The sequence below is a fragment of the Streptomyces sp. NPDC002669 genome (genome assembly GCF_042889165.1).
GTDB lineage: Bacteria > Actinomycetota > Actinomycetes > Streptomycetales > Streptomycetaceae > Streptomyces.
Map to the genome: position 1 here is coordinate 1 of NZ_JBIAQQ010000023.1, position 20168 is coordinate 20168.

At 71.9% G+C, this 20168-nt stretch carries 17 protein-coding genes; 7 read left to right on the top strand and 10 right to left on the bottom strand.

The window, feature by feature from the left end; all coding sequences use genetic code 11:
• The coding region (locus tag ACFYW1_RS28430) for a homocysteine S-methyltransferase family protein (RefSeq protein ID WP_388999176.1) at positions 1-319 on the bottom strand (319 nt) is incomplete at its 3' end.
• 239 nt (positions 320-558) lie between these two features.
• Between ACFYW1_RS28430 and ACFYW1_RS28435 the strand changes: the two genes are divergently transcribed.
• From ACFYW1_RS28435 to ACFYW1_RS28455, 5 genes are all read left to right on the top strand, one after another.
• On the top strand, positions 559-1323 hold the full coding sequence (locus tag ACFYW1_RS28435; RefSeq protein WP_351836066.1) for an IclR family transcriptional regulator: 765 nt from the start codon (positions 559-561) through the stop codon (positions 1321-1323).
• A gap of 236 nt (positions 1324-1559) precedes the next feature.
• Positions 1560-2351, top strand: a complete 792-nt coding sequence (locus tag ACFYW1_RS28440; protein WP_388999179.1) for an MIP/aquaporin family protein — start codon at positions 1560-1562, stop codon at positions 2349-2351.
• A gap of 55 nt (positions 2352-2406) precedes the next feature.
• On the top strand, positions 2407-3933 hold the full coding sequence (glpK, locus tag ACFYW1_RS28445) for a glycerol kinase GlpK (protein ID WP_388999182.1): 1527 nt from the start codon (positions 2407-2409) through the stop codon (positions 3931-3933).
• Positions 3934-3938: 5 nt separating this feature from the next.
• Positions 3939-5549, top strand: coding sequence for an FAD-dependent oxidoreductase (locus tag ACFYW1_RS28450; RefSeq protein WP_388999185.1), 1611 nt, complete (start codon positions 3939-3941; stop codon positions 5547-5549).
• A gap of 222 nt (positions 5550-5771) precedes the next feature.
• A complete protein-coding gene (locus ACFYW1_RS28455; RefSeq protein ID WP_388999188.1) occupies positions 5772-6443 on the top strand; it encodes a FadR/GntR family transcriptional regulator in 672 nt (223 codons plus the stop codon).
• Between the two features lie 54 nt (positions 6444-6497).
• On the opposite strand, the gene ACFYW1_RS28460 is transcribed toward ACFYW1_RS28455, so the two are convergent.
• A complete protein-coding gene (locus ACFYW1_RS28460; RefSeq protein ID WP_388999191.1) occupies positions 6498-7277 on the bottom strand; it encodes an SDR family NAD(P)-dependent oxidoreductase in 780 nt (259 codons plus the stop codon).
• Positions 7274-8632 (bottom strand): enolase C-terminal domain-like protein, encoded by a 1359-nt coding sequence (locus ACFYW1_RS28465; protein WP_388999194.1) that lies wholly within the window; start codon positions 8630-8632, stop codon positions 7274-7276. The genes ACFYW1_RS28460 and ACFYW1_RS28465 overlap by 4 nt, the downstream gene beginning before the upstream one ends.
• A 257-nt stretch (positions 8633-8889) precedes the next feature.
• Here ACFYW1_RS28465 and ACFYW1_RS28470 point away from each other — a divergent pair, with 257 nt between their 5' ends.
• On the top strand, positions 8890-9984 hold the full coding sequence (locus ACFYW1_RS28470; protein ID WP_388999197.1) for a PAC2 family protein: 1095 nt from the start codon (positions 8890-8892) through the stop codon (positions 9982-9984).
• A gap of 99 nt (positions 9985-10083) precedes the next feature.
• Here ACFYW1_RS28470 and ACFYW1_RS28475 read toward each other — a convergent pair whose 3' ends face one another.
• The 5 genes from ACFYW1_RS28475 to ACFYW1_RS28495 all read right to left on the bottom strand — a co-directional run bounded on the left by ACFYW1_RS28475 (position 10084) and on the right by ACFYW1_RS28495 (position 16906).
• Entirely contained in the window at positions 10084-13128 is a 3045-nt protein-coding gene (locus tag ACFYW1_RS28475; protein ID WP_388999200.1) for an NPCBM/NEW2 domain-containing protein, read from the bottom strand.
• A 135-nt stretch (positions 13129-13263) separates the two neighbouring features.
• Positions 13264-14493 (bottom strand): cysteine--1-D-myo-inosityl 2-amino-2-deoxy-alpha-D-glucopyranoside ligase, encoded by a 1230-nt coding sequence (gene mshC, locus ACFYW1_RS28480; protein ID WP_388999203.1) that lies wholly within the window; start codon positions 14491-14493, stop codon positions 13264-13266.
• A 151-nt stretch (positions 14494-14644) separates the two neighbouring features.
• Positions 14645-15535: an SCO1664 family protein gene (locus tag ACFYW1_RS28485; RefSeq protein ID WP_388999206.1), complete on the bottom strand. Its 891-nt coding sequence runs from the start codon at positions 15533-15535 to the stop codon at positions 14645-14647.
• Positions 15499-16089, bottom strand: coding sequence for a DUF3090 domain-containing protein (locus tag ACFYW1_RS28490; RefSeq protein ID WP_072484378.1), 591 nt, complete (start codon positions 16087-16089; stop codon positions 15499-15501). Before ACFYW1_RS28490 ends, ACFYW1_RS28485 begins: the two co-directional genes overlap by 37 nt.
• A 106-nt stretch (positions 16090-16195) precedes the next feature.
• Positions 16196-16906, bottom strand: a complete 711-nt coding sequence (locus tag ACFYW1_RS28495) for a histidine phosphatase family protein (RefSeq protein WP_388999210.1) — start codon at positions 16904-16906, stop codon at positions 16196-16198.
• Between the two features lie 59 nt (positions 16907-16965).
• On the opposite strand from ACFYW1_RS28495, the gene corA reads away from it, so the two are divergent.
• Positions 16966-17961 (top strand): magnesium/cobalt transporter CorA, encoded by a 996-nt coding sequence (corA, locus tag ACFYW1_RS28500; RefSeq protein ID WP_388999213.1) that lies wholly within the window; start codon positions 16966-16968, stop codon positions 17959-17961.
• 46 nt (positions 17962-18007) lie between these two features.
• Here corA and ACFYW1_RS28505 read toward each other — a convergent pair whose 3' ends face one another.
• Both ACFYW1_RS28505 and ACFYW1_RS28510 read right to left on the bottom strand, forming a co-directional pair.
• Positions 18008-18796, bottom strand: a complete 789-nt coding sequence (locus ACFYW1_RS28505) for a ferritin-like domain-containing protein (protein WP_388999559.1) — start codon at positions 18794-18796, stop codon at positions 18008-18010.
• A 244-nt stretch (positions 18797-19040) separates the two neighbouring features.
• The gene (locus ACFYW1_RS28510) at positions 19041-20090 is read right to left on the bottom strand and encodes an LLM class F420-dependent oxidoreductase (protein WP_388999216.1); all 1050 of its coding nucleotides are present in this window, start codon (positions 20088-20090) and stop codon (positions 19041-19043) included.
• Positions 20091-20168 lie beyond the last annotated feature (78 nt).

A 20168-nucleotide genomic window follows, 5' to 3' on the forward strand; every position in this document is an offset into this window, starting at 1 on the left:
CCTCGGACAGCTCGAAAATCCGCCCGGCAATGCCGTACTCCCCCAGCGCAGACGAATTCGCCCCGAACGTGTTCGTCTCGACACAGTCCACCCCCGCCGCGAAATACTCCTCGTGCACCGACCGCACAATGTCCGGCCGCGTCACGTTCAGCACCTCGTTACAGCCCTCGAGGTCCTGGAAATCCTCCAGCGTCGGATCCTGCGCCTGCAACATGGTGCCCATCGCACCATCCGCCACCACCACCCGGGTGGCAAGCGCCTCACGCAACGCTCCGGCTCGGATCCTGCTGTCGGCGGAAGGGGTCGGCAACGAGGCCATGGATGTACTCCCTGGGATGCGACGGCTGTCGGCTTTGCGGCTTCGGTGGAAGGCGCACCAGGCCAGCCTAGCCCGGTGACGGCCGGGGTCGTCACTCCGTCCCACGGAGCGGACGGCATGCTGTGCGGGGCGATGCCCGGATCGGAGTGGCGCCGCGGTTTTCCTCCGCGATCGAGCATGGGTCGGCATCGACCGATAGTGTTCAGCATTGTCGAACCGAGGTGGAGGAGTACGGCGCGATGGCCAAGAACATCCAGTCGCTGGAGCGGGCGGCGGCGATGCTGCGCCTGCTGGCAGGCGGCGAGCGTCGGCTGGGACTGTCCGACATCGCCTCTTCGCTGGGCCTGGCCAAGGGCACCGCGCACGGCATCCTGCGCACGCTCCAGCACGAGGGCTTCGTCGAGCAGGACGCCGCGTCCGGCCGCTACCAGCTGGGGGCGGAGCTGCTGCGGCTGGGCAACAGCTATCTGGACGTCCACGAGCTGCGGGCCCGCGCGCTCGTCTGGACGGACGACCTGGCCCGCTCCAGCGGCGAGAGCGCCCATCTGGGCGTGCTGCACCAGCAGGGCGTCCTCATCGTCCACCACGTCTTCCGTCCCGACGACAGCCGGCAGGTCCTGGAGGTCGGGGCCATGCAGCCGCTGCACTCCACGGCCCTGGGCAAGGTGCTCTCGGCGTACGACCCGGTGGCGCACACCGAGGCACTGGAGGCCGAGCGCAAGTCCTTCACCCCCCACACCGTCACCGACGCGGAGGAGTTCGAGGCGATGCTCGACCTGATCCGGGCCCGGGGCTGGGCGGCCGACGTGGAGGAGACCTGGGAGGGGGTGGCCGCGGTGGCCGCCCCGATCCACGACCGGCGGCGGATGCCGGTCGGCGCGGTGGCCGTGACCGGCGCGGTGGAGCGGGTCTGCGCGAACGGGGAGCTGCGCCCCGAGCTGATCGCCGCGGTGCGCGACTGCGCCCGCGCGGTCTCCAGGGACCTGGGCGCCGGCCGGTTCTGAGCCCGGCCGCGGCACCTCACCCGGTAACGATCGAGTTATAGGACACACAGCTCTTGACGCCCGATTCACCTGGGGGAAGCATTGCCGTTCACCGGTCGGCATTGTCGAACAGCTAACGGAAATAAGCGTTATGGTGTGACAGTGCCAAGGGCCGGAAAACGCCCTCCCACGAGGGCGCGGACCACCGGAGGGACCCGGGGTTCGGCTTCCCTGGACGAAGGACAAAGGAGTCGCGGGTGTCCAGCTCCGACATCTTCATCGGCGAGACCATAGGTACCGCCGTACTCATCCTGCTCGGCGGCGGTGTCTGTGCCGCCGTCACTCTCAAGCACTCCAAGGCCCGGAACGCCGGCTGGCTGGCCATCACCTTCGGGTGGGGTTTCGCGGTCCTGACCGGCGCTTACCTGGCCGGCGGCGTTTCCGGCGCGCACCTCAACCCGGCGGTCACCCTCGGGCTCGCGATCAAGGGCGGCACCGAGTGGGGCGACGTACCGCTGTACCTCGCCTCCCAGCTGCTCGGCGCGATGATCGGCGCGGTGCTGGTCTGGGCGACGTACTACGGGCAGTTCCGGGCGCACCTCACGGATCCGGAGATCGTGGGCGCCCGTACGGGTGAGGACGGCATGGTCGACAAGGCCGCCGCCCCGGCCGCGGGCCCGGTTCTGGGCATCTTCTCCACCGGTCCCGAGATCCGGAACGCCGCGCAGAACCTGGTCACCGAGATCATCGCCACCGTCGTGCTGGTCCTGGCGATCCTCACCCAGGGCCTCAACAATGACGGCGACGGCCTCGGCACGCTCGGCGCCCTGATCACCTCGTTGCTCGTGGTGGGCATCGGCCTCTCGCTCGGCGGCCCGACGGGGTACGCGATCAACCCGGTCCGCGACCTCGGTCCGCGTATCGTGCACGCGCTGCTGCCGCTGCCGAACAAGGGCGGTTCCGACTGGGGCTATGCCTGGGTGCCGATCGCCGGACCGCTGATCGGCGGCGCGATCGCGGGCGGGCTCTACAACGTCGCCTTCGCCTGAGCCGCGGCGCCCAGAGCCGTCGCCCCAAGACCACACAGACTTCCGGGAGCACATCGTGACCGACGCACACACCACCGGCCCGTTCATCGCGGCCATCGACCAGGGCACCACCTCCAGCCGCTGCATCGTCTTCGACAAGGACGGCCGGATCGTCTCCGTCGACCAGAAGGAGCACGAACAGATCTTCCCGAAGCCGGGCTGGGTCGAGCACGACGCGACCGAGATCTGGGAGAACGTCCAGGAGGTCGTGGCCGGCGCCATCGTCAAGGCGGGCATCACGGCCGCCGACGTGAAGGCGATCGGCATCACCAACCAGCGCGAGACCACGCTGCTCTGGGACAAGAACACCGGTGAGCCGGTCCACAACGCCCTCGTCTGGCAGGACACCCGGACCGACTCCCTCTGCAAGGAGCTCGGCCGCAACGTCGGCCAGGACCGGTTCCGCCGCGAGACCGGTCTGCCGCTCGCCTCGTACTTCGCCGGCCCGAAGGTCCGCTGGCTGCTCGACAACGTCGAGGGGCTGCGCGAGCGCGCCGAGCGCGGCGAGATCCTCTTCGGCACCATGGACTCCTGGGTCATCTGGAACCTGACCGGCGGCACCGAGGGCGGCGTCCACGTCACCGACGTCACCAACGCCTCGCGCACGCTCCTGATGAACCTGCACGAGATGAAGTGGGACGAGCGGATCCTCCACTCGATGGACATCCCGGCCGCGGTGCTCCCCGAGATCCGTTCCTCCTCCGAGGTGTACGGGAACGCCAAGGGCGGCGTGCTCGACGGGGTGCCCGTGGCGTCCGCGCTCGGCGACCAGCAGGCGGCCCTCTTCGGCCAGACCTGCTTCTCCGAGGGCGAGGCCAAGTCCACGTACGGCACCGGCACCTTCATGCTGATGAACACCGGTGAGACGCCCGTCAACTCGTACAACGGGCTGCTGACGACCGTCGGGTACCGGATCGGCGACCAGAAGCCGGTCTACGCCCTGGAGGGCTCCATCGCCGTCACCGGTTCGCTGGTGCAGTGGATGCGCGACCAGATGGGGCTGATCAAGTCCGCGGCCGAGATCGAGACCCTGGCCTCCTCGGTCGAGGACAACGGCGGCGCGTACTTCGTGCCCGCCTTCTCCGGTCTGTTCGCCCCGTACTGGCGCTCCGACGCCCGCGGTGTCATCGCCGGTCTGACCAGGTACGTCACCAAGGCGCACATCGCCCGGGCCGTCCTGGAGGCCACCGCCTGGCAGACCCGCGAGATCACCGACGCCATGACCAAGGACTCCGGCGTCGAGCTGGCCGCCCTGAAGGTCGACGGCGGCATGACCTCCAACAACTTGCTGATGCAGACGCTCGCCGACTTCCTGGACGCGCCCGTGGTGCGGCCCATGGTCGCCGAGACGACCTGCCTCGGCGCCGCCTATGCCGCCGGTCTCGCCGTCGGCTTCTGGCCGGACACCGACGCGCTGCGCGCCAACTGGCGCCGGGCCGCCGAGTGGACACCCCGCATGGACGCGGACACCCGCGACCGCGAGTACAAGAGCTGGCTCAAGGCCGTCGAGCGGACCATGGGCTGGCTCGAAGACGAGGAGTAATCGACATGACCACCCTGCAGAGCGTCCCGTCCCTCGGGACACACCCGGCCTCCGGCTCCCTCCCGAGCCGCGCCGAGACCCGGGAGCAGCTGTCCAGGGCTGCGTACGACCTCCTGGTGATCGGTGGCGGCATCCTGGGCATCTCCACCGCCTGGCACGCCGCGCAGTCCGGGCTGCGGGTGGCTCTGGTGGACGCCGGCGACTTCGCCGGCGCCACCTCCTCCGCCTCCTCCAAGCTGCTCCACGGCGGTCTGCGCTACCTGCAGACCGGAGCCGTGAAGCTGGTGGCGGAGAACCACTTCGAGCGCCGTGCGGTGTCCCGTCAGGTGGCCCCGCACCTGGCCAATCCGCTCACCTTCTACCTGCCGGTGTACAAGGGCGGCCCGCACGGCGCGGCCAAGCTCGGCGCGGGTGTGTTCGCCTACTCGGCGCTCTCCGCGTTCGGCGACGGGGTCGGCCACGTGATCAGCCCGGCGCGGGCCCGGCGCGACGTGCCGGAGCTGCGCACGGACAATCTGAAGGCCGTCGCGGTCTACGGCGACGACCAGATGAACGACGCCCGGATGGCGCTGATGACGGTGCGCGCGGCCGTCGACGCGGGCGCGGTCGTCCTCAACCACGCGGCGGTGACCGGGCTGCGGTTCACCAGGGGGCGGGTGACCGGCGCCGACCTGGAGGACCGTCTGGACGGCACGGAGTTCGGCGTCGACGCCCGTCTCGTGCTGAACGCCACCGGGCCGTGGGTCGACCACCTGCGGAAGATGGAGGACCCGGCCGCGGCGCCCTCCATCCGGCTGTCCAAGGGCGCGCACCTCGTGCTGAAGCGCACCCGCCCCTGGAAGGCGGCGCTCGCCACCCCGATCGACAAGTACCGCATCACGTTCGCCCTGCCGTGGGAGGACATGCTGCTGCTCGGTACGACGGACGAGGTGTACGAGGGCGACCCGGCGGACCTCGCGGTCACCGAGAAGGACACCGCGCAGATCCTGGACGAGGCGGCGTTCTCCATCCGGGACCAGCAGCTGTCGCGCGACCTGATCACGTACTCCTTCGCCGGTCTGCGGGTGCTGCCCGGCGGTCCCGGCGACACGTCCAAGGCCAAGCGCGAGACGGTCGTGACGGAGGGCCGCGGCGGGATGCTGTCGGTCGCGGGCGGCAAGTGGACGACGTTCCGCCACATCGGCCGTACGGTGATGAACAAGCTGGCCGCGCTCCCCGGGCGCCCGCTCGCGGAGGACATGGAGCCGATCGCGCACCTGCCGAAGAAGCTCCCGCTGCCGGGCATCGCCAACCCGAACGCGGTGGCGCACCGGCTGCTGGTCGACGGCGGTACACCGGGTCCGCGGATGGCGGCCGACACCGCGCGGCACCTGGCCACGCACTACGGCTCGCTCTCCTTCGACATCGCCCGGCTGGCCAACGAGAACCCGGCGCTGGCCGAGCGCGTCCACCCGGACGCGCCGGAGATCTGGGCGCAGGTCGCCTACGCCCGCGACCACGAGTGGGCCGAGACGGCGGACGACGTGCTGCGCCGCCGGACGACGCTGACGATCCGGGGCCTGGCGACGGATGAGATCCGGGCCGGTGTCGAGACCATGCTCGGCGACCGGAGCTGACGGAACGACACGGCACGGCACAGCACGGCGTACGAAGCGGACGGGGCGGCTCCCATGACGGGGGCCGCCCCGTCCATGTGCCCGGCCGGGCCCGGCGCCGGGCAGAACGGCCGCCCGTGCGCGGACGGCACCGATGGTCCCGGTTCCTTCGCCCCTCCCGGCCCCCATAATGAAGAGATACATCGGATGTCTGATTCCCGTCCGGATCTCAGGAGGACCGTCATGGCTGTCACCGACGAGGCGATCGAGAAGATCAAGGGAATGATCGTCTCGGGTGCGCTGCGGCCCGGCGACCGGCTCCCCAAGGAGAGCGAGCTCGCGGCCGATCTCGGGCTCTCCCGCAACTCGCTCCGCGAGGCCGTGCGCGCGCTGTCGCTGATCCGCATCCTCGATGTGCGACAGGGTGACGGCACCTATGTGACCAGCCTCGATCCGCAGTTGCTGCTGGAGGCGCTGAGCTTCGTCGTGGACTTCCACCGCGACGACACGGTGCTCGAATTCCTCGCCGTCCGCAGGATCCTGGAGCCGGCCGCGACGGCGATGGCGGCCACCCGGATCGACGATGCCCGGCTGGACGCGCTCGGCGCGCAGCTGGACGCGCTCGGCCCGCAGCCCTCGGTGGAGGAACTGGTCGCCGCCGACCTCGACTTCCATCGCGGCATCGTGAAGGCGTCCGGGAACTCGGTGCTCTGCTCGCTGCTCGACGGGCTGTCCGGGCCGACGACCCGGGCGCGGGTGTGGCGCGGTCTGACCCAGGAGGACGCGGTCAGCCGCACGCTGCACGAGCACCGGGCGATCCTGTCGGCCCTGCGGGACCGGGACGCGGAGGCCGCGCGGGCCTGGGCGACGGTGCACGTGGCGAGCGTGGAGCAGTGGCTGCGGTCGACGCTGTGACGCGGCGGAGGAGGGGCGCCCGGGCCGGGCGCCCCTCCTCCGCGAGAGGTCCGGTCAGCTTCCGGCCGGGCGCAGCCGCAGTCCCTGCATGCCGCCGTCGACGGCGAGCGCCGTGCCGGTGACCGAGGCGGCGGCGGGGCTCGCGAGGTACACGATCGCGGCGGCCACCTCGTCGGCGGAGACCAGTCGTCCCATCGGCTGACGGGCGTCGAGCGCGGCCCGTTCGGCGGCCGGGTCCTCCGCCTGTCCGAGCAGCCGGCCGATCCACGGGGTGTCCGCGGTGCCCGGGTTGACGCAGTTGACCCGGATGCCCTCGCGGACGTGGTCTGCGGCCATCGCCAGGGTCAGCGAGAGGACGGCGCCCTTGCTCGCGCTGTACAGGGCGCGCTGCGGCAGCCCGGCGGTCGCCGCGATGGAGCAGGTCTGGGTGATCGACACGGCGCCGGGCCGGTCGGCCGCCGCGCGCCGCAGATGGGGCAGGGCGTGCCGGGCGGTGCGGACCATGCCGAGGACGTTGATGTCCAGGACCCGGCCCCACTCCTCGTCGTCGTTGTCCTCGACCGTGCCGATGGAGCCGATGCCCGCGTTGGACACGACGGTGTGCAGCACGCCCAGTTCGGCCGCGGCCCGGTCGACCGCCGCGCGCACGGCGGCGTCGTCGGTGACGTCCGCCTCGACGGCCAGGGCCCCCGCGGGGGCGCCCGCGGTCTCCCGGTCGAGCACGGCCACCCGTGCGCCGCGTTCCAGCAGCATGGCCGTGACGGCGGCCCCGATGCCGGAGGCGCCGCCCGTCACCAGTGCGCCCATTCCCTCGAAGTCACGTGTGCCGGTCATCGGTTGGCCTCCTCGGCGGTGCGGCGGGCCTGCCACACGGGGCCCTCCGGGTAGCGGTGTGCGGCGATCGACCCGGGGAGCATCCGGGCGGAGAAGCCCGGGGCGTCCGGGGCGACGTAGCGGCCGTTCTCGATCACGGTGGGATCGGCGAAGTGCTCGTGGAGGTGGTCGACGTACTCGATCACCCGGTCGTCCCAGCTGCCGGACACCGCGACGTAGTCGAACATCGACAGGTGCTGCACCAGCTCGCAGAGTCCGACGCCGCCCGCGTGCGGGCAGACCGGGACGCCGTACTTGGCGGCGAGCAGCAGGATCGCCAGGTTCTCGTTGACGCCCGCGACCCGGGCCGCGTCGATCTGGACGAAGTCGACGGCCCCGGCCTGGAGAAGCTGCTTGAACACGACCCGGTTGGCGACGTGTTCACCGGTGGCGACCTTGACCGGCTGCCCGGCCCGCACGGCGGCGTGGCCGAGGACGTCGTCGGGGCTGGTCGGCTCCTCGATCCAGTGCGGGTCGTACGGTGCGAGCGCGGTCATCCACTCGACCGCGTCGGAGACGTCCCAGCGCTGGTTGGCGTCGACGGCGATCCGGATGTCGGGGCCGACCGCCTCGCGGGCGAGGGCGAGTCTGCGGACGTCGTCGGGGAGGCTGCCGCCGACCTTCAGCTTGATCTGGGTGAAGCCTTCGGCGACGGCCTCCTTGGCCAGGCCGACCAGCTTGTCGTCGGTGTAGCCCAGCCAGCCGGGCGAGGTGGTGTACGCCGGGTACCCCTCGGCGCGCAGCCGTTCGGCGCGCTCGGCCCGGCCCGGTTCGGCGGCCCGCAGGATCTCCAGGGCCTCCTCGGGGGTGAGGGCGTCGGTGAGGTAGCGGAAGTCCACGAGGGAGACGAGCTCCTCGGGCGTCATCCCGGCGAGGAACCGCCACACCGGCTGCCCCGCCAGCTTCGCCGCCAGGTCCCAGGCGGCGTTGACGACCGCGCCGGCCGCCATGTGCATCACGCCCTTCTCCGGTCCCAGCCACCGCAGTTGGGAGTCGTGCGTGAGTTCCCGGTGCAGTGCGGCGAGGTCGGCCGCGGTACGGGGGGCCGGACGCCCCACCACGTAGGGGCGCAGCGTCTCGATGGCGGCGGCCATCACCTCGTTGCCGCGCCCGATGGTGAAGCAGAAGCCATGTCCCTCGGCGCCGGCGCCGCCGTCGTCGCCCGGGCCGTCCGCACCGGCGGGGCCATCGGTGCGCAGCACGAGGTAGGCGGCCGAGTAGTCGGGATCCGGGTTCATGGCGTCCGAACCGTCCAGTTGTTCCGAGGTCGGAAAACGGATGTCGTGGACCACGAGATCCGTGACGGTCTGACTCATGTGCGCCCCCAGGGGAATAACATCGGACCTCTGTTCTGGTCATCCGATGTATAGCGTCAAGAAGCCTCCAACGTCCAGGCTTGACGGCAAATTCACTGGACACAGCTCGGATGTATTCGCAGGATGAAGCCGTGATCGGATCGGTGATCCATCGTCGGTGGGCCCGGGAGGTCCGGGTGTGCGCGGGGACTGCGGCGGGAGGGGCCAGAAGCCGTAAGGTTGATGAGTACACAAGGGAACTTCGGAAGGAGGCCTGGGTGATCGAGCTCGAGGGGGTTCCCGAGCTGATCGACCCGGTCATGGTGGCCGCGTTCGAGGGATGGAACGACGCGGGTGACGCCGCCTCCACGGCGGTCGCGCACCTGGAACGGGAGTGGAAGGGCGAGGTGTTCGCGGCGCTCGACGCCGAGGACTACTACGACTTCCAGGTCAACCGGCCGACGGTCTGGCTGGACGGCGGGGTGCGCAAGATCACCTGGCCGACCACCCGGCTGTCCGTGGTCCGCGTCGGCGGGGAGAAACCCCGCGACCTCGTCCTCGTCCGCGGCATCGAACCATCCATGCGCTGGCGCTCGTTCTGCAATGAGATCCTCGGCTTCGCCCATGAACTGGGGGTGGAGATGGTTGTGGTCCTGGGCGCGCTGCTCGGGGACACCCCGCACACCCGCCCGGTGCCGGTCAGCGGGGTCACCTCCGACCCGGACCTGGCGCGGACCATGGACCTGGAGGAGACCAGGTACGAGGGTCCGACCGGCATCGTCGGCATCCTCCAGGAGGCGTGCACCCACGCGGGCGTGCCCGCGGTGAGCCTGTGGGCGGCGGTGCCGCACTACGTGTCGCAGCCGCCCAACCCCAAGGCCACGCTCGCGCTGCTGAACCGCCTGGAGGACCTGCTCGGCCTGCGCATCCCGCTGGGCGAACTGCCCGAGGACGCGCGCGCCTGGCAGCTGGGCGTCGACCAACTGGCCGCCGAGGACAGCGAGGTCGCCGAGTACGTGCAGACGCTGGAGGAGGCCCGGGACACCGCGGAGCTGCCCGAGGCGAGCGGCGAGGCCATCGCCCGGGAGTTCGAACGCTATCTGCGCCGCAGGGACACCGGGCCCGGCGGGCACGCGACGGAGAGCGGGGACGCCTCGTACCTGCGCGATCCGGCCGGCGGCCGTACCCGTCCGCCGAAGCCGGTGCGCCCCGAGACGGGCGACGAGACCGGTCCCCGTCCCCGGCCGGCGGCCGGGGAGGGGAACGGCGACGCGAACGACGACGCCGAGGGCCCGCGGGATTCCGCGGAGGACACCCCGGAGCCCCCGGACGCCTCCGGCTCCCCGGACTCCCCCGAGTCCCCGGACGCCTGACGCCGGGTCACCGACGGGACCGGTGGGGCGCCGGACGGGACATGATCCCGTCCGGCGCCCCTTCGTCGTCCGGCCCGGTCCGGAAACCGTCCGGCCCGGTCAGGAACAGGTGAACCGCGCCGCGGCCCAGTCCCCGTGGTCACCGGTCTTGGAACCGTTGGTGTCCGTGACCTTCAGGCGCACATGGCGCGCCCCGTCGAGCCCCACGTCCACCGGTACGGTCGCCGAGGCCCCGGTCAGCTTCGGCGAGGTCCACAGCACCTTGCCGTCCGCCTCGACCGAGAACGCCACCTCGCCGTAGCCGTTGATCTCGTCGTCGATGCCCACGTCCGCGGTGAAGGCGGTGCAGCGCCCGCCGAGGTAGACCTCGATCTCGGAGTCGGCGTGGGTACCGATCCCCTTCTCGTAGGTCTTGCCCGCGAGGGTCAGCGTCCTCCCGTCGGCCGCGCCCGACTCGCCGTTGCTGCGGTCCCGTTCGGCCGGTCCGTAGCCGTTGGTGGACTTCAGCCACACCAGATCGCTCGCCCACGCCCCGCCGGTGGGCGGCGGCGGCATCACCGCGGCCGCGAACCGCTGCACGGCGGTGCGGGACTCACCGGCCGACCGGTAGCGGGCGACCGCGGTGATCCGCGCCTCCCCCGCCCCGGCGTCCTTCGCCGGGGTGACCGAGAGCTCGACCCGTCGGGTGGTGCCCGCCGGGACGCGGTCCACGGTCGCGGGCCGGGCGACCCGCCAGCCCTCGGGGACGTCCAGGGTCACCTCGGCGTCCGTCACGTCCGCCGTGCCCGCGGTGACGTCCACGGCGACGGTGGACTCGGCTCCGGCCCCGACCTCCTGTCCGGCCGGTGCGGCGAGCGCGGCCGTCGCGGCGGCGTCCCGGCCGCCGACCGCGCTGGTGTCCTTCAGTTTCACGGCGAACTTCTTGCCGGTGGACAGCTTTCCGGTCTTGATCTTCACGACGCCGCCGCGGTCGTCCCGGTCGTACCACCAGCCCCGCTCGGCCGCCCGGTACGCGGCCCCGGAGTCCAGCCGGGGCAGCTTCCCGCGGAGCTGGACCGCGCCCGGCTCCGAGCCGGTGTGCACGCTGAACTCGTAGGGGCGGGCGGTCTGCTTGCCGTTGAACTCCCCCTCGCTCGCGCCGATCCGCACGGTGACGTCGCCCGCGCCCCGGACCGGCGCGTCGACCTCGGCGGTCTGGGTGGCGTACTTGCCGGCCCGGTGCTGCCGGGTGACGCCGTCGTCCTCGTACAGCGTGAAGGAGGACTTCCCCCGCGGGTAGACGTCCCAGGCGAGCGGGGAGTCCGCGGTGCGGTCCCGGTACGAGCGGATGCCCGGCCACATCGGTACGGCGGCGCCGCCCCTGACGAACAGCGGCAGGGTGTCCAGCGGCGCGGCGTAGTCGTCCACGGTGGTCGGCCCCTCGTACGTGCGGCCGCTCCAGTAGTCGGTCCAGGTGCCCTTCGGCAGGTAGATCCCGTCGCGTTCGGTGGTGTCCCGGTAGACCGGTGCGACGAGGAAGTCCTCGCCGGACATGAACTCGTACTTCGCCGCGTCCGAGGCCGCCCCCGGGTCGTCGGGGAACTCCAGGACGAGCGGACGGACCATGCCGACGCCGGTCTTCGTCGCCTCGTGCGCGTAGGAGTACTGGTAGGGCAGCAGCGACTCCTTGAGCTTGAGGTAGTCGCGGTTGATGGAGGTGTACGGCTCCCCGTACCGGAAGGGCTGCTTGTCGCTGGCCGCCCAGCCGTCCATCGTCATCGTGGTCCCCAGGAACATCTTCCACTGGAGGTCACGGGTGTAGGTCTTGGCGCTGCCGCCGAAGATGCCGTCCACGTCGCCGGTGGTGTAGGCGAGACCGGACATGGTGGCGCCCGCGTAGGTCGGGATCTGCCAGCGGATGTAGTCCCAGGTGCCGTACTGGTCCCCGGACCACTGGACGCCGCAGCGCTGCGCACCCGACCAGCTCTCGGGGGCGTAGGTGAAGCCGCGGGCGTCGCTGTTGTCCTCGATGCCCTTGTACGCGTCCTTGCAGCCGTCCAGGGCGAACTTGTAGCCCTCGCCGACCCAGGCGACGTCCAGCTTGGCGACCCGCTGGCCCGCCCCGACCTGGTCGGCGATCTTGTCGATGCCGTCCTCGGTCCACAGGCCGAGCTGCATGCCGCGGTCCTGGAGGCCCTTCGCGGTCTCGCCGAGGTCCTCGTAGCCGCAGCCGTAGCCGTCGTTGACGAGCATCCAGCCGTTGGGCATGTCGTGCTCGACGTAGCCGTCGGCGACCTTCAGCGCGTCCAGGGTGCGGCGCTCGCCGCGGTTGGCGTTGTGCAGGTAGCAGTCGGCGTCGCCGATCTCCAGCCCGTACACGGGCGGCAGGAACGGTTTGCCGGTGAGCTTCGTGTACTGGCCGATGACGTCCTTGGCGTCGTCGCCCGCGAAGTAGTACGCGTCGAAGCGCTTCTCCTGCGCGCTGGTGGTCACCGGGTCGCTGAAGGCATAGGTGTTCGGCGCGTAGGTGTTGCGGAAGACGCCGTAGCCGGCCGAGGAGAGGTAGAACGGCACCGAGTTGGGGTGGCCGCCATCGTTCCAGTTGTAGTCGACGCCGACCTCGACGGTCTTGCCGCGGTGCGAGGTGTTGCCCCGGCCGTTCTGCATGCCGGCGCCGTAGAACTGCTCGTCCGCGCCCCGGTCGAGGGTCTGGACGGTCCGCTCGCCGTTCCAGCTCAGTCCCTTGGACTCGGACCACAGGCGGGTGCCGTCGGCGCGGTACAGCGCGAAGCGCAGGGGCGACTTGTAGGCGCGCAGGGTGACGTCGTCGGTGGAGAGCTCGTAGTGGTCGGCGCGCTCCTTCCAGCGGGTGCGGGGCGGGGCGCCCTGCGGCAGGACGATGTCGTCGCCGGTCGGGTCCGAGAAGGCCCCGTCCGGGGCGAGTTCGATGCGGAAGGTCTCGGCGGAGACGAAGCTGACGCGGGCCTCGGCGTCCCCGGCCTCCAGCCGGTAGACGGCTCCGTCGGCGGAGAACCCGGTCAGGTCGCCGACCGTGGTGTCCGGTTCGGCGGCTCCCGCCTCCGGGGCACCGGGGCCCGTGAAGACGGCCACCAATCCCAGCAAGGCTGCAACTGCCGCCACTCTGATGCGCATTGATGATTGCATAGAGCGCTTTTAGCGCAGTAACGAGCACTTGACCATGGACAAAACGGAACCGGCCCCGAACTTCGTCGAGAAGTCCGGGGCCGGTTCGGCCGAATCGTCCGGCGGGAAGCGGCGCGGCGGCGCCGCGCGGGGGTGTTACAGGGCGACGCCCAGCAGCGCGTCGACGGCCCGCGAGACGACGCCGGGGGCGCCCTCGTCGCTGCCGCCCTCCGCGGCCTGCCGCGCGGCCCAGCGGTCCACGGCGGCCAGGGCGGCCGGCGCGTCCAGGTCGTCGGCGAGGGCCTCGCGGATCTCCTCGACCAGGGCATCGGCGGACGGTCCGTCGGGCCGGGAGACCGCGGAGCGCCACCGCGCGAGCCGCTCGACCGCGTCGGCGAGCACCTGGTCGGTCCACTCCCAGTCGGACCGGTAGTGGTGCGCGAGCAGCGCCAGGCGGATCGCCGCCGGGTCCACGCCGTCGCGACGCAGCTTCGAGACGAAGACCAGGTTGCCCCGGGACTTGGACATCTTCTCGCCGTCCAGGGCGACCATGCCGGCGTGCACGTACGCCCGCGCGAAGGGGTGCTCGCCGGTCAGCACCTGGGCGTGCGAGGCACCCATCTCGTGGTGCGGGAAGACGAGGTCGGACCCGCCGCCCTGGACGTCGAAGCCCATGCCGAGGTGGTCCAGCGCGATGGCGACGCACTCGATGTGCCAGCCGGGCCGCCCGGGGCCGAGCGAGGCGCCGTCCCAGCTCGGCTCGCCCTCGCGGGCGGCCATCCAGAGCATCGGGTCGAGCGGGTTCTTCTTGCCGGGGCGCTCCGGGTCGCCGCCGCGCTCCGCGGACAGCAGCCGCATCGCCTCGGCGTCGAGGTTGGAGACCTCGCCGAAGCGCGGGTCGGCCTCGACGGAGAAGTACACGTCGCCGTCGAGCTCGTAGGCGGCCCCCGCGTCTCGGAGCCGTTCGACGAGCGGAACGATGCCGGGTATCGCCTCGACGGCGCCGATGTAGTGCTTCGGCGGGAGCATGCGCAGTGCGGTCATGTCCTCGCGGAACAGCGCCGTCTCGCGCTCCGCGAGCTCGGTCCAGTCCTGACCGTCGCGCACGGCCCGTTCCAGGAGCGGGTCGTCCACGTCCGTCACGTTCTGGACGTAGTGAACCTGCCGCTTGGTGTCGAGCCACACGCGCTGGACGAGGTCGAACGCGTTGTAGGTCGCCGCGTGACCCATGTGGGTCGCGTCGTACGGCGTGATGCCGCAGACGTAGATACGGGCGACGGGACCGGGGTCGAGGGTGATCCGTCCGCCGGTCGCGGTGTCGTGGATCCGAAGGTCGCGGCCCTTGCCGGGCAGGGCGGGGACCTCAGAAGCGGGCCAGGCATGCATGGCACGAGCGTAACCGGATGCATGTTCCGGATACGAACCGGATACCGGATCCTGACCGAAGAGGCACTCTTGCGCGGTGCGGCCCGGTCTGCTGCGGCGTACCGGCCGGGCTTCCTTCCCGGCCCCCTCGCCGCCCCTCCGGCCGGTTTTCTCACACCGGCGGCCAGGGGATCGACGGCCACTCACCGCTCGGCTCCGGGTGCCGCCCCGACGTCCGCAGCCCCGCGACCCGTCCCCGCAGCGCCTCGATCTCGGCCGCGGTGATCAGCTCGGCCAGCCGGGTGACGAGCGGGGTTCCCGGCGCGAGCTCCGTCCCCAGCCGGTCGAGGACCTCGACGGCCTCGGCCGTCAGCGGCTCCCCCGCCCAGCCCCAGAGCAGGGTGCGCAGCTTGTCGTCGGCGTTGAAGGTCACCCCGTGGTCGATGCCGTAGAGCCGGCCGTCGGGCGCGGGCAGCAGGTGGCCGCCCTTGCGGTCCCCGTTGTTGATGACGGCGTCGAGCACGGCCAGCCTCCGCAGCCGCGGGTCGTCCGCGTGGACCAGCAGGGCCGTCCTGCCCCCGCCGACCTCGGCGCGGACGACGGCCTTCCAGCCCTCGCCGGGCTCCTCGTCCTCGACGAGCGCGAGCAGCGGGGGTTCGGCCGCCTCCCCGTCCTCGTCGCCCTGCGGCACGGCGTCGATCCACAGCTGGCACATGCCCTCGCCGTACGGCCCGTCCCGCAGCACGGTGGGCGGTACGAGGCCCCAGCCGGTCGCCTCGGAGAGTTCGTACGCGGCCACCTCGCGCCGGGCCAGCGTGCCGTCCGGGAAGTCCCACAGGGGCTGTTCACCGGCCACCGGCTTGTAGACGCAGGTCGCCTCCTCGCCGTCGCGCGCGACCGTGCAGTACAGCACCGCGTTGGATGCGCCGCGGACCTGCCCGAGGACGGTGAGCCCGCCCTCGGCGAGCAGGGCGAGCCGGTCGGCGTCGGTACCGGCGCGGGTGCCGGTACCGGTGTCGACGCCGGTCAGGCTCCGCGACGGTATCCGTTCTGGCGCGGGCATACGTGTCCTTCCGGATCGAGCGGCAGGCTGCACAGCGGGCACGGCGGGCGCCCGGCGTTCACGACGTCCAGGGCGCGCTTGGCGAAGGCCCGGGCCTGTGCGCCGCTGAGGCGGACCCGGAGCATCGGCGGGCCGTTCTCCTCGTCCTGCAGCAGCCGTTCCTCGGCCTCCGCGAGGTCCTCGTCGGAGTCCACGTCCAGCTCGACCAGCGCCTGGGCCTCGACGATCATGCGCTGTTCCTCGCCGTCCCAGGCGAGGGCCATCGTGCCGACCCTGAACTCCTCCTCGACGGGAACGTCCAGGGGGGCCGTGTCGGTGACGTCCATGGGGGCCACGGCGGGCACCGGGGAGTTGCCGCCGGTCCGCCGCACCACCTCGTCGAGCAGCTCGTCGATCCGCTCGGCCAGCGCGGCGACCTGGGTCTTCTCCAGAGCCACGCTGGTGACACGTCCGCCTGAGGATGCCTGCAGGAAGAACGTACGGCGTCCAGGCAACCCGACCGTGCCGGCCACGAAACGGTCCGGGGGGTCGTAGAGGAACACCTGACGGGACACGTCCTGTCTCCCTTGAAGATCGACGGTGGTTGGGGCGGCCGGGGCCGGCCGGGGAGACTCCCGGGAAACGGCGCCCACGGCGCGTCCACCCTACTGCGCGGAGCGATCACGGCGCCCCAGCGCCGCCCCCGACCGCCGCGTCCGCGTCCGGGCGCCGGTCCGGGTCCGTCGCGTCGCCGCGCTCGCGCGGTGCCAGCGGGGCGAGGTCGCCGGTGTCGCCGAGCCGCAGCAGGAAGGGGCGCAGCCCGGTGTAGCGGATCGCGGTGACCGAGCAGGGGTCGGCGTGGATGCGCTGGAAGAGGTCGAGGTGCAGACCGAGCGCGTCGGCGACGATCGCCTTGATGATGTCGCCGTGCGAGCACATCACGTAGGCGGCGTCCTCGCCGTGCCCGGCCGTGATCCGGGCGTTCCAGTCCCGGACGGCGTCGACCGCGCGCGCCTGCATGGCGCGCATGGACTCGCCGCCGGGGAAGGCCGCGGCGGAGGGGTGCTGCTGCACGACGTTCATCAGCGGTTCGTCGGCGAGCTCGGCGAGCTTGCGCCCCGACCAGTCGCCGTAGTCGCACTCGTTGATCCGCTCCTCCGTGTGCGGCTCCAGCTCGGGGCGGGCGTCGAGCAGCGGCCGCAGGGTCTCCCGGCACCGTTGCAGGGGGCTGCTGACGGCGGCGGCCAGGGGCAGCGCGGCCAGCCGTCCGGGCAGTGCCGCGGCCTGCGCGGCCCCGCGCTCGTCGAGCCCGACACCGGGGGTGCGGCCCGCGAGCACCCCGGCCGTGTTGGCGGTGGAACGTCCGTGGCGTACGAGGATCAGGGTGGGCATACGGGCCAGCGTAGGCCGCCATCGCCCACGGGGTGCGCCGGGGAGCCGGGCAGGGAAGAATGCCCGCCGTGATCGTGGACTGTGCCATCTACCGGGACGGGCGCCGTACGGACGGCCCCGCCGACCTCTCCGACGCCCTCGCCCAGGCGCGGGCCGACGGGGACGCGTTCCTCTGGATCGGGCTGCACGAACCCACGGAGAAGGAGTTCGACCTCGTCAGCAGCGAGTTCGGGTTGCACCCGCTGGCGGTGGAGGACGCCCTGAGCGCGCACCAGCGTCCCAAGCTGGAGGTGTACGACGACTCGCTCTTCGCGGTCATCAAACCGGTGGTGTACGACCATCGGGAGGACACGGTCACCACCGGCGAGCTGATGGCCTTCATAGGCGACTCGTTCGTCGTGACGGTCCGGCACGGGGAGGGCTCGCCGCTCGCCGCGGTACGGCGTCGGCTGGAGGCCGAGCCGGAGGTGCTCAAGCACGGGCCGACCGCGGTGCTGTACGCGGTCAGCGACGCGGTCGTCGACCACTACATCGAGGTGGCGGGCGAGCTCCAGGTGGACCTGGAGGAGCTGGAGACGAAGGTGTTCGCCCCGGCCGGCGGGGGCGGCGACAAGAACACCGCGTCGCGCATCTACACCTTCAAGCGGCAGATCCTGGAGTTCCGCCGGGCCGCCGGGCCGCTCGGCGCCCCCATGGCCCGGCTGGCGAGCGCGGAGGTGCCGTTCGTCCACGAGCACTCGCAGCCGTTCTTCCGGGACGTGAACGACCACCTGACGCGCGCGAACGAGTACGTGGAGGGGCTGGACCGGCTGCTCTCCGACATCCTCTCGGCCCATCTGGCCCAGGTGGGGGTGCGGCAGAACGACGACATGCGCAAGATCTCGGCCTGGGCGGCGATGGCCGCCGTGCCGACCATGGTGGCGGGGATCTACGGCATGAACTTCGAGCACATGCCGGAACTCCGCCAGGTGTGGGCGTATCCGGCGGTGATCGTGCTGATGGTCTCCGCGGTCCTCGCCCTGTACCGGCTGTTCAAGCGGCGCGGCTGGCTCTGACGGCCGGAAGCGGTCCGGCGGCCGGGAGCCCGGTGCCCCGACCGGGTCAGGCGAACTCCGGCATCTGCGTGGCGGGGCCGCCCAGGGCGTCGCGCCGTTCGGGCTGTTCCAGGCTCACCATGCGCCGCCAGCCCACGAGCCGTTCGTACGCGTGGACGCCGTGGATGCCCGCGGCCAGCACCGCCGCCCTGGCCCGGGACCAGCCCAGGATGCGGCCCATGTGCGCCATCACGGCGAGGCTGACGTCGCGGTACACCCGGATCTCGGCGAGCGCGCACTCGCGCAGGGTGCGCTGGATCGTGCGGCCGTGCCCGGCGCGGGCGAGGCGGAGCAGTTCCTCGTGGCAGTACGCGAGGTGGTCGTCCTCGTCGTTGGAGATCATCTTCACCGCGCGGCCGAGGTCGGGGTGGTCCGCGAAGTGCTTGCGCAGCAGCCGCATCTGTTCGGAGGCGCGCTGCTCGGTGACCCGGCTGTGGGCGAGGTAGGTGATGATGTCGCCCTCCAGGAGCGGTTCGTCCAGCCGCAGCCGCTCGTGGCCGAGGCCGATGCCCTGCCGCTCCAGCAGCATCGTGTAGTCGGTCTCGCGCGGCACCTCCACCGGCCGCAGACCGCGCTTCCTCAGCAGCGCGCCGAAGATCCTGCCGTGCTTGTCCTCGTCGGCGCCGTGCCGGGCGATCTTGGGGGCCAGGGCCCGCTGGCTCTCGGGCACCAGGACCGCGATGCGGCCGTTCTCCCAGCCACCCTGGGACTCCCCGCCGGCCGCGATGGAACAGAACAGCCGGAATGCCTCGTCGTCGTCGAGGATCTCCTGGAACAGGCTCTTCGCCGAGAGCATCACTGCCACCTCCGTACCGGCATCCACCGAGCGACAGTCAAATGCGGCACGCCCGCCCGGGCAACAGGAGGCGGGTCCCGGCTACGCCGGACGGGGCGGCGGCCCGGCGGTCGCCCGGCGCGCGGCGGCGGCGCGCACGCCGTACCGCGTAACCGTCCGCCCCCTGGCGCGTTGATACGCACGACGGCCGTGGCGGGGAGGCCCCGAGCCCCCGCCACGGCCTGCCCCCGAAGGGGGCGGTGTGTCACGCGAGTCCGGCGCGCTCCAGCGCGTCCGTGCCGGCCCGCAGGGCCGTGATCCGCTCGTCGAGCGTGAAGCCGGCCGGAGCCAGGGTCAGGGTCGTGACGCCCGCCTCCGCGTACGCCTGCATCCGCTCGGCGATCCGCTCGATCGGGCCGAGCAGCGCGGTCTGGTCGATCAGCTGGTGCGGCACGGCGGCCGCGGCGCCGTTCTTGTCGCCGGACAGGTACTTGTCCTGGATCTCGGCGGCTTCCTTCTCGTAGCCCATGCGCTGCGCGAGCTGGTTGTAGAAGTTCTGCTTGCGGCTTCCCATGCCGCCCACGTACAGGGCCGTGTACGGGCGGAACATGTCGGCGAGGCCGTTGACGTCGTCGCCGACGGCGAGCGGCAGGGTGGGGCACACGTCGAAGCCGTCCATGGTCAGACCGGCCTTCTCGCGGCCCGCGCGCAGGTACTTCAGGGCGGTGTCCTCCAGGTGTTCCGCTGAGGGGAAGATCAGCAGCGCGCCGTCGGCGATCTCACCGGTCTGCTCCAGGTTCTTCGGGCCGATCGCCGCGATGTAGAGCGGGATGTGCTCGCGCTGCGGGTGGACGGTCAGCTTGATGGGCTTGCCCGGGCCGTCCGGCAGCGGCAGCGTCCAGTGCTGCCCCTGGTACGAGAGCCGCTCGCGGGACATCGCCCTGCGGACGATCTCGACGTACTCGCGGGTGCGGGCCAGCGGCTTGTCGAACTTGACGCCGTACCAGCCCTCGGAGACCTGCGGCCCCGACACGCCGAGGCCGAGCCGGAACCGGCCGCCGGAGAGCGAGTCGAGGGTGGCGGCGGTCATCGCCGTCATGGCGGGCTGACGGGCCGGGATCTGCATGATCGCGGAGCCGACGTCGATGGACTCGGTCCGGGCCGCGACCCAGGAGAGCACGGTCGGGGCGTCGGAGCCGTACGCCTCGGCCGCCCAGCAGACGTCGTACCCGAGCCGGTCGGCCTCCTGGGCGACGGCCAGATTGTCGCCGTCCATTCCCGCGCCCCAGTAACCGAGATTGATGCCGAGCCGCATAACCGCTCCCTTACCGATCAGTAACGTCCCTGGACCCCGGACTCTAGCGCGCGGTTCCGGGTTCCGTCAGGGGCGGCT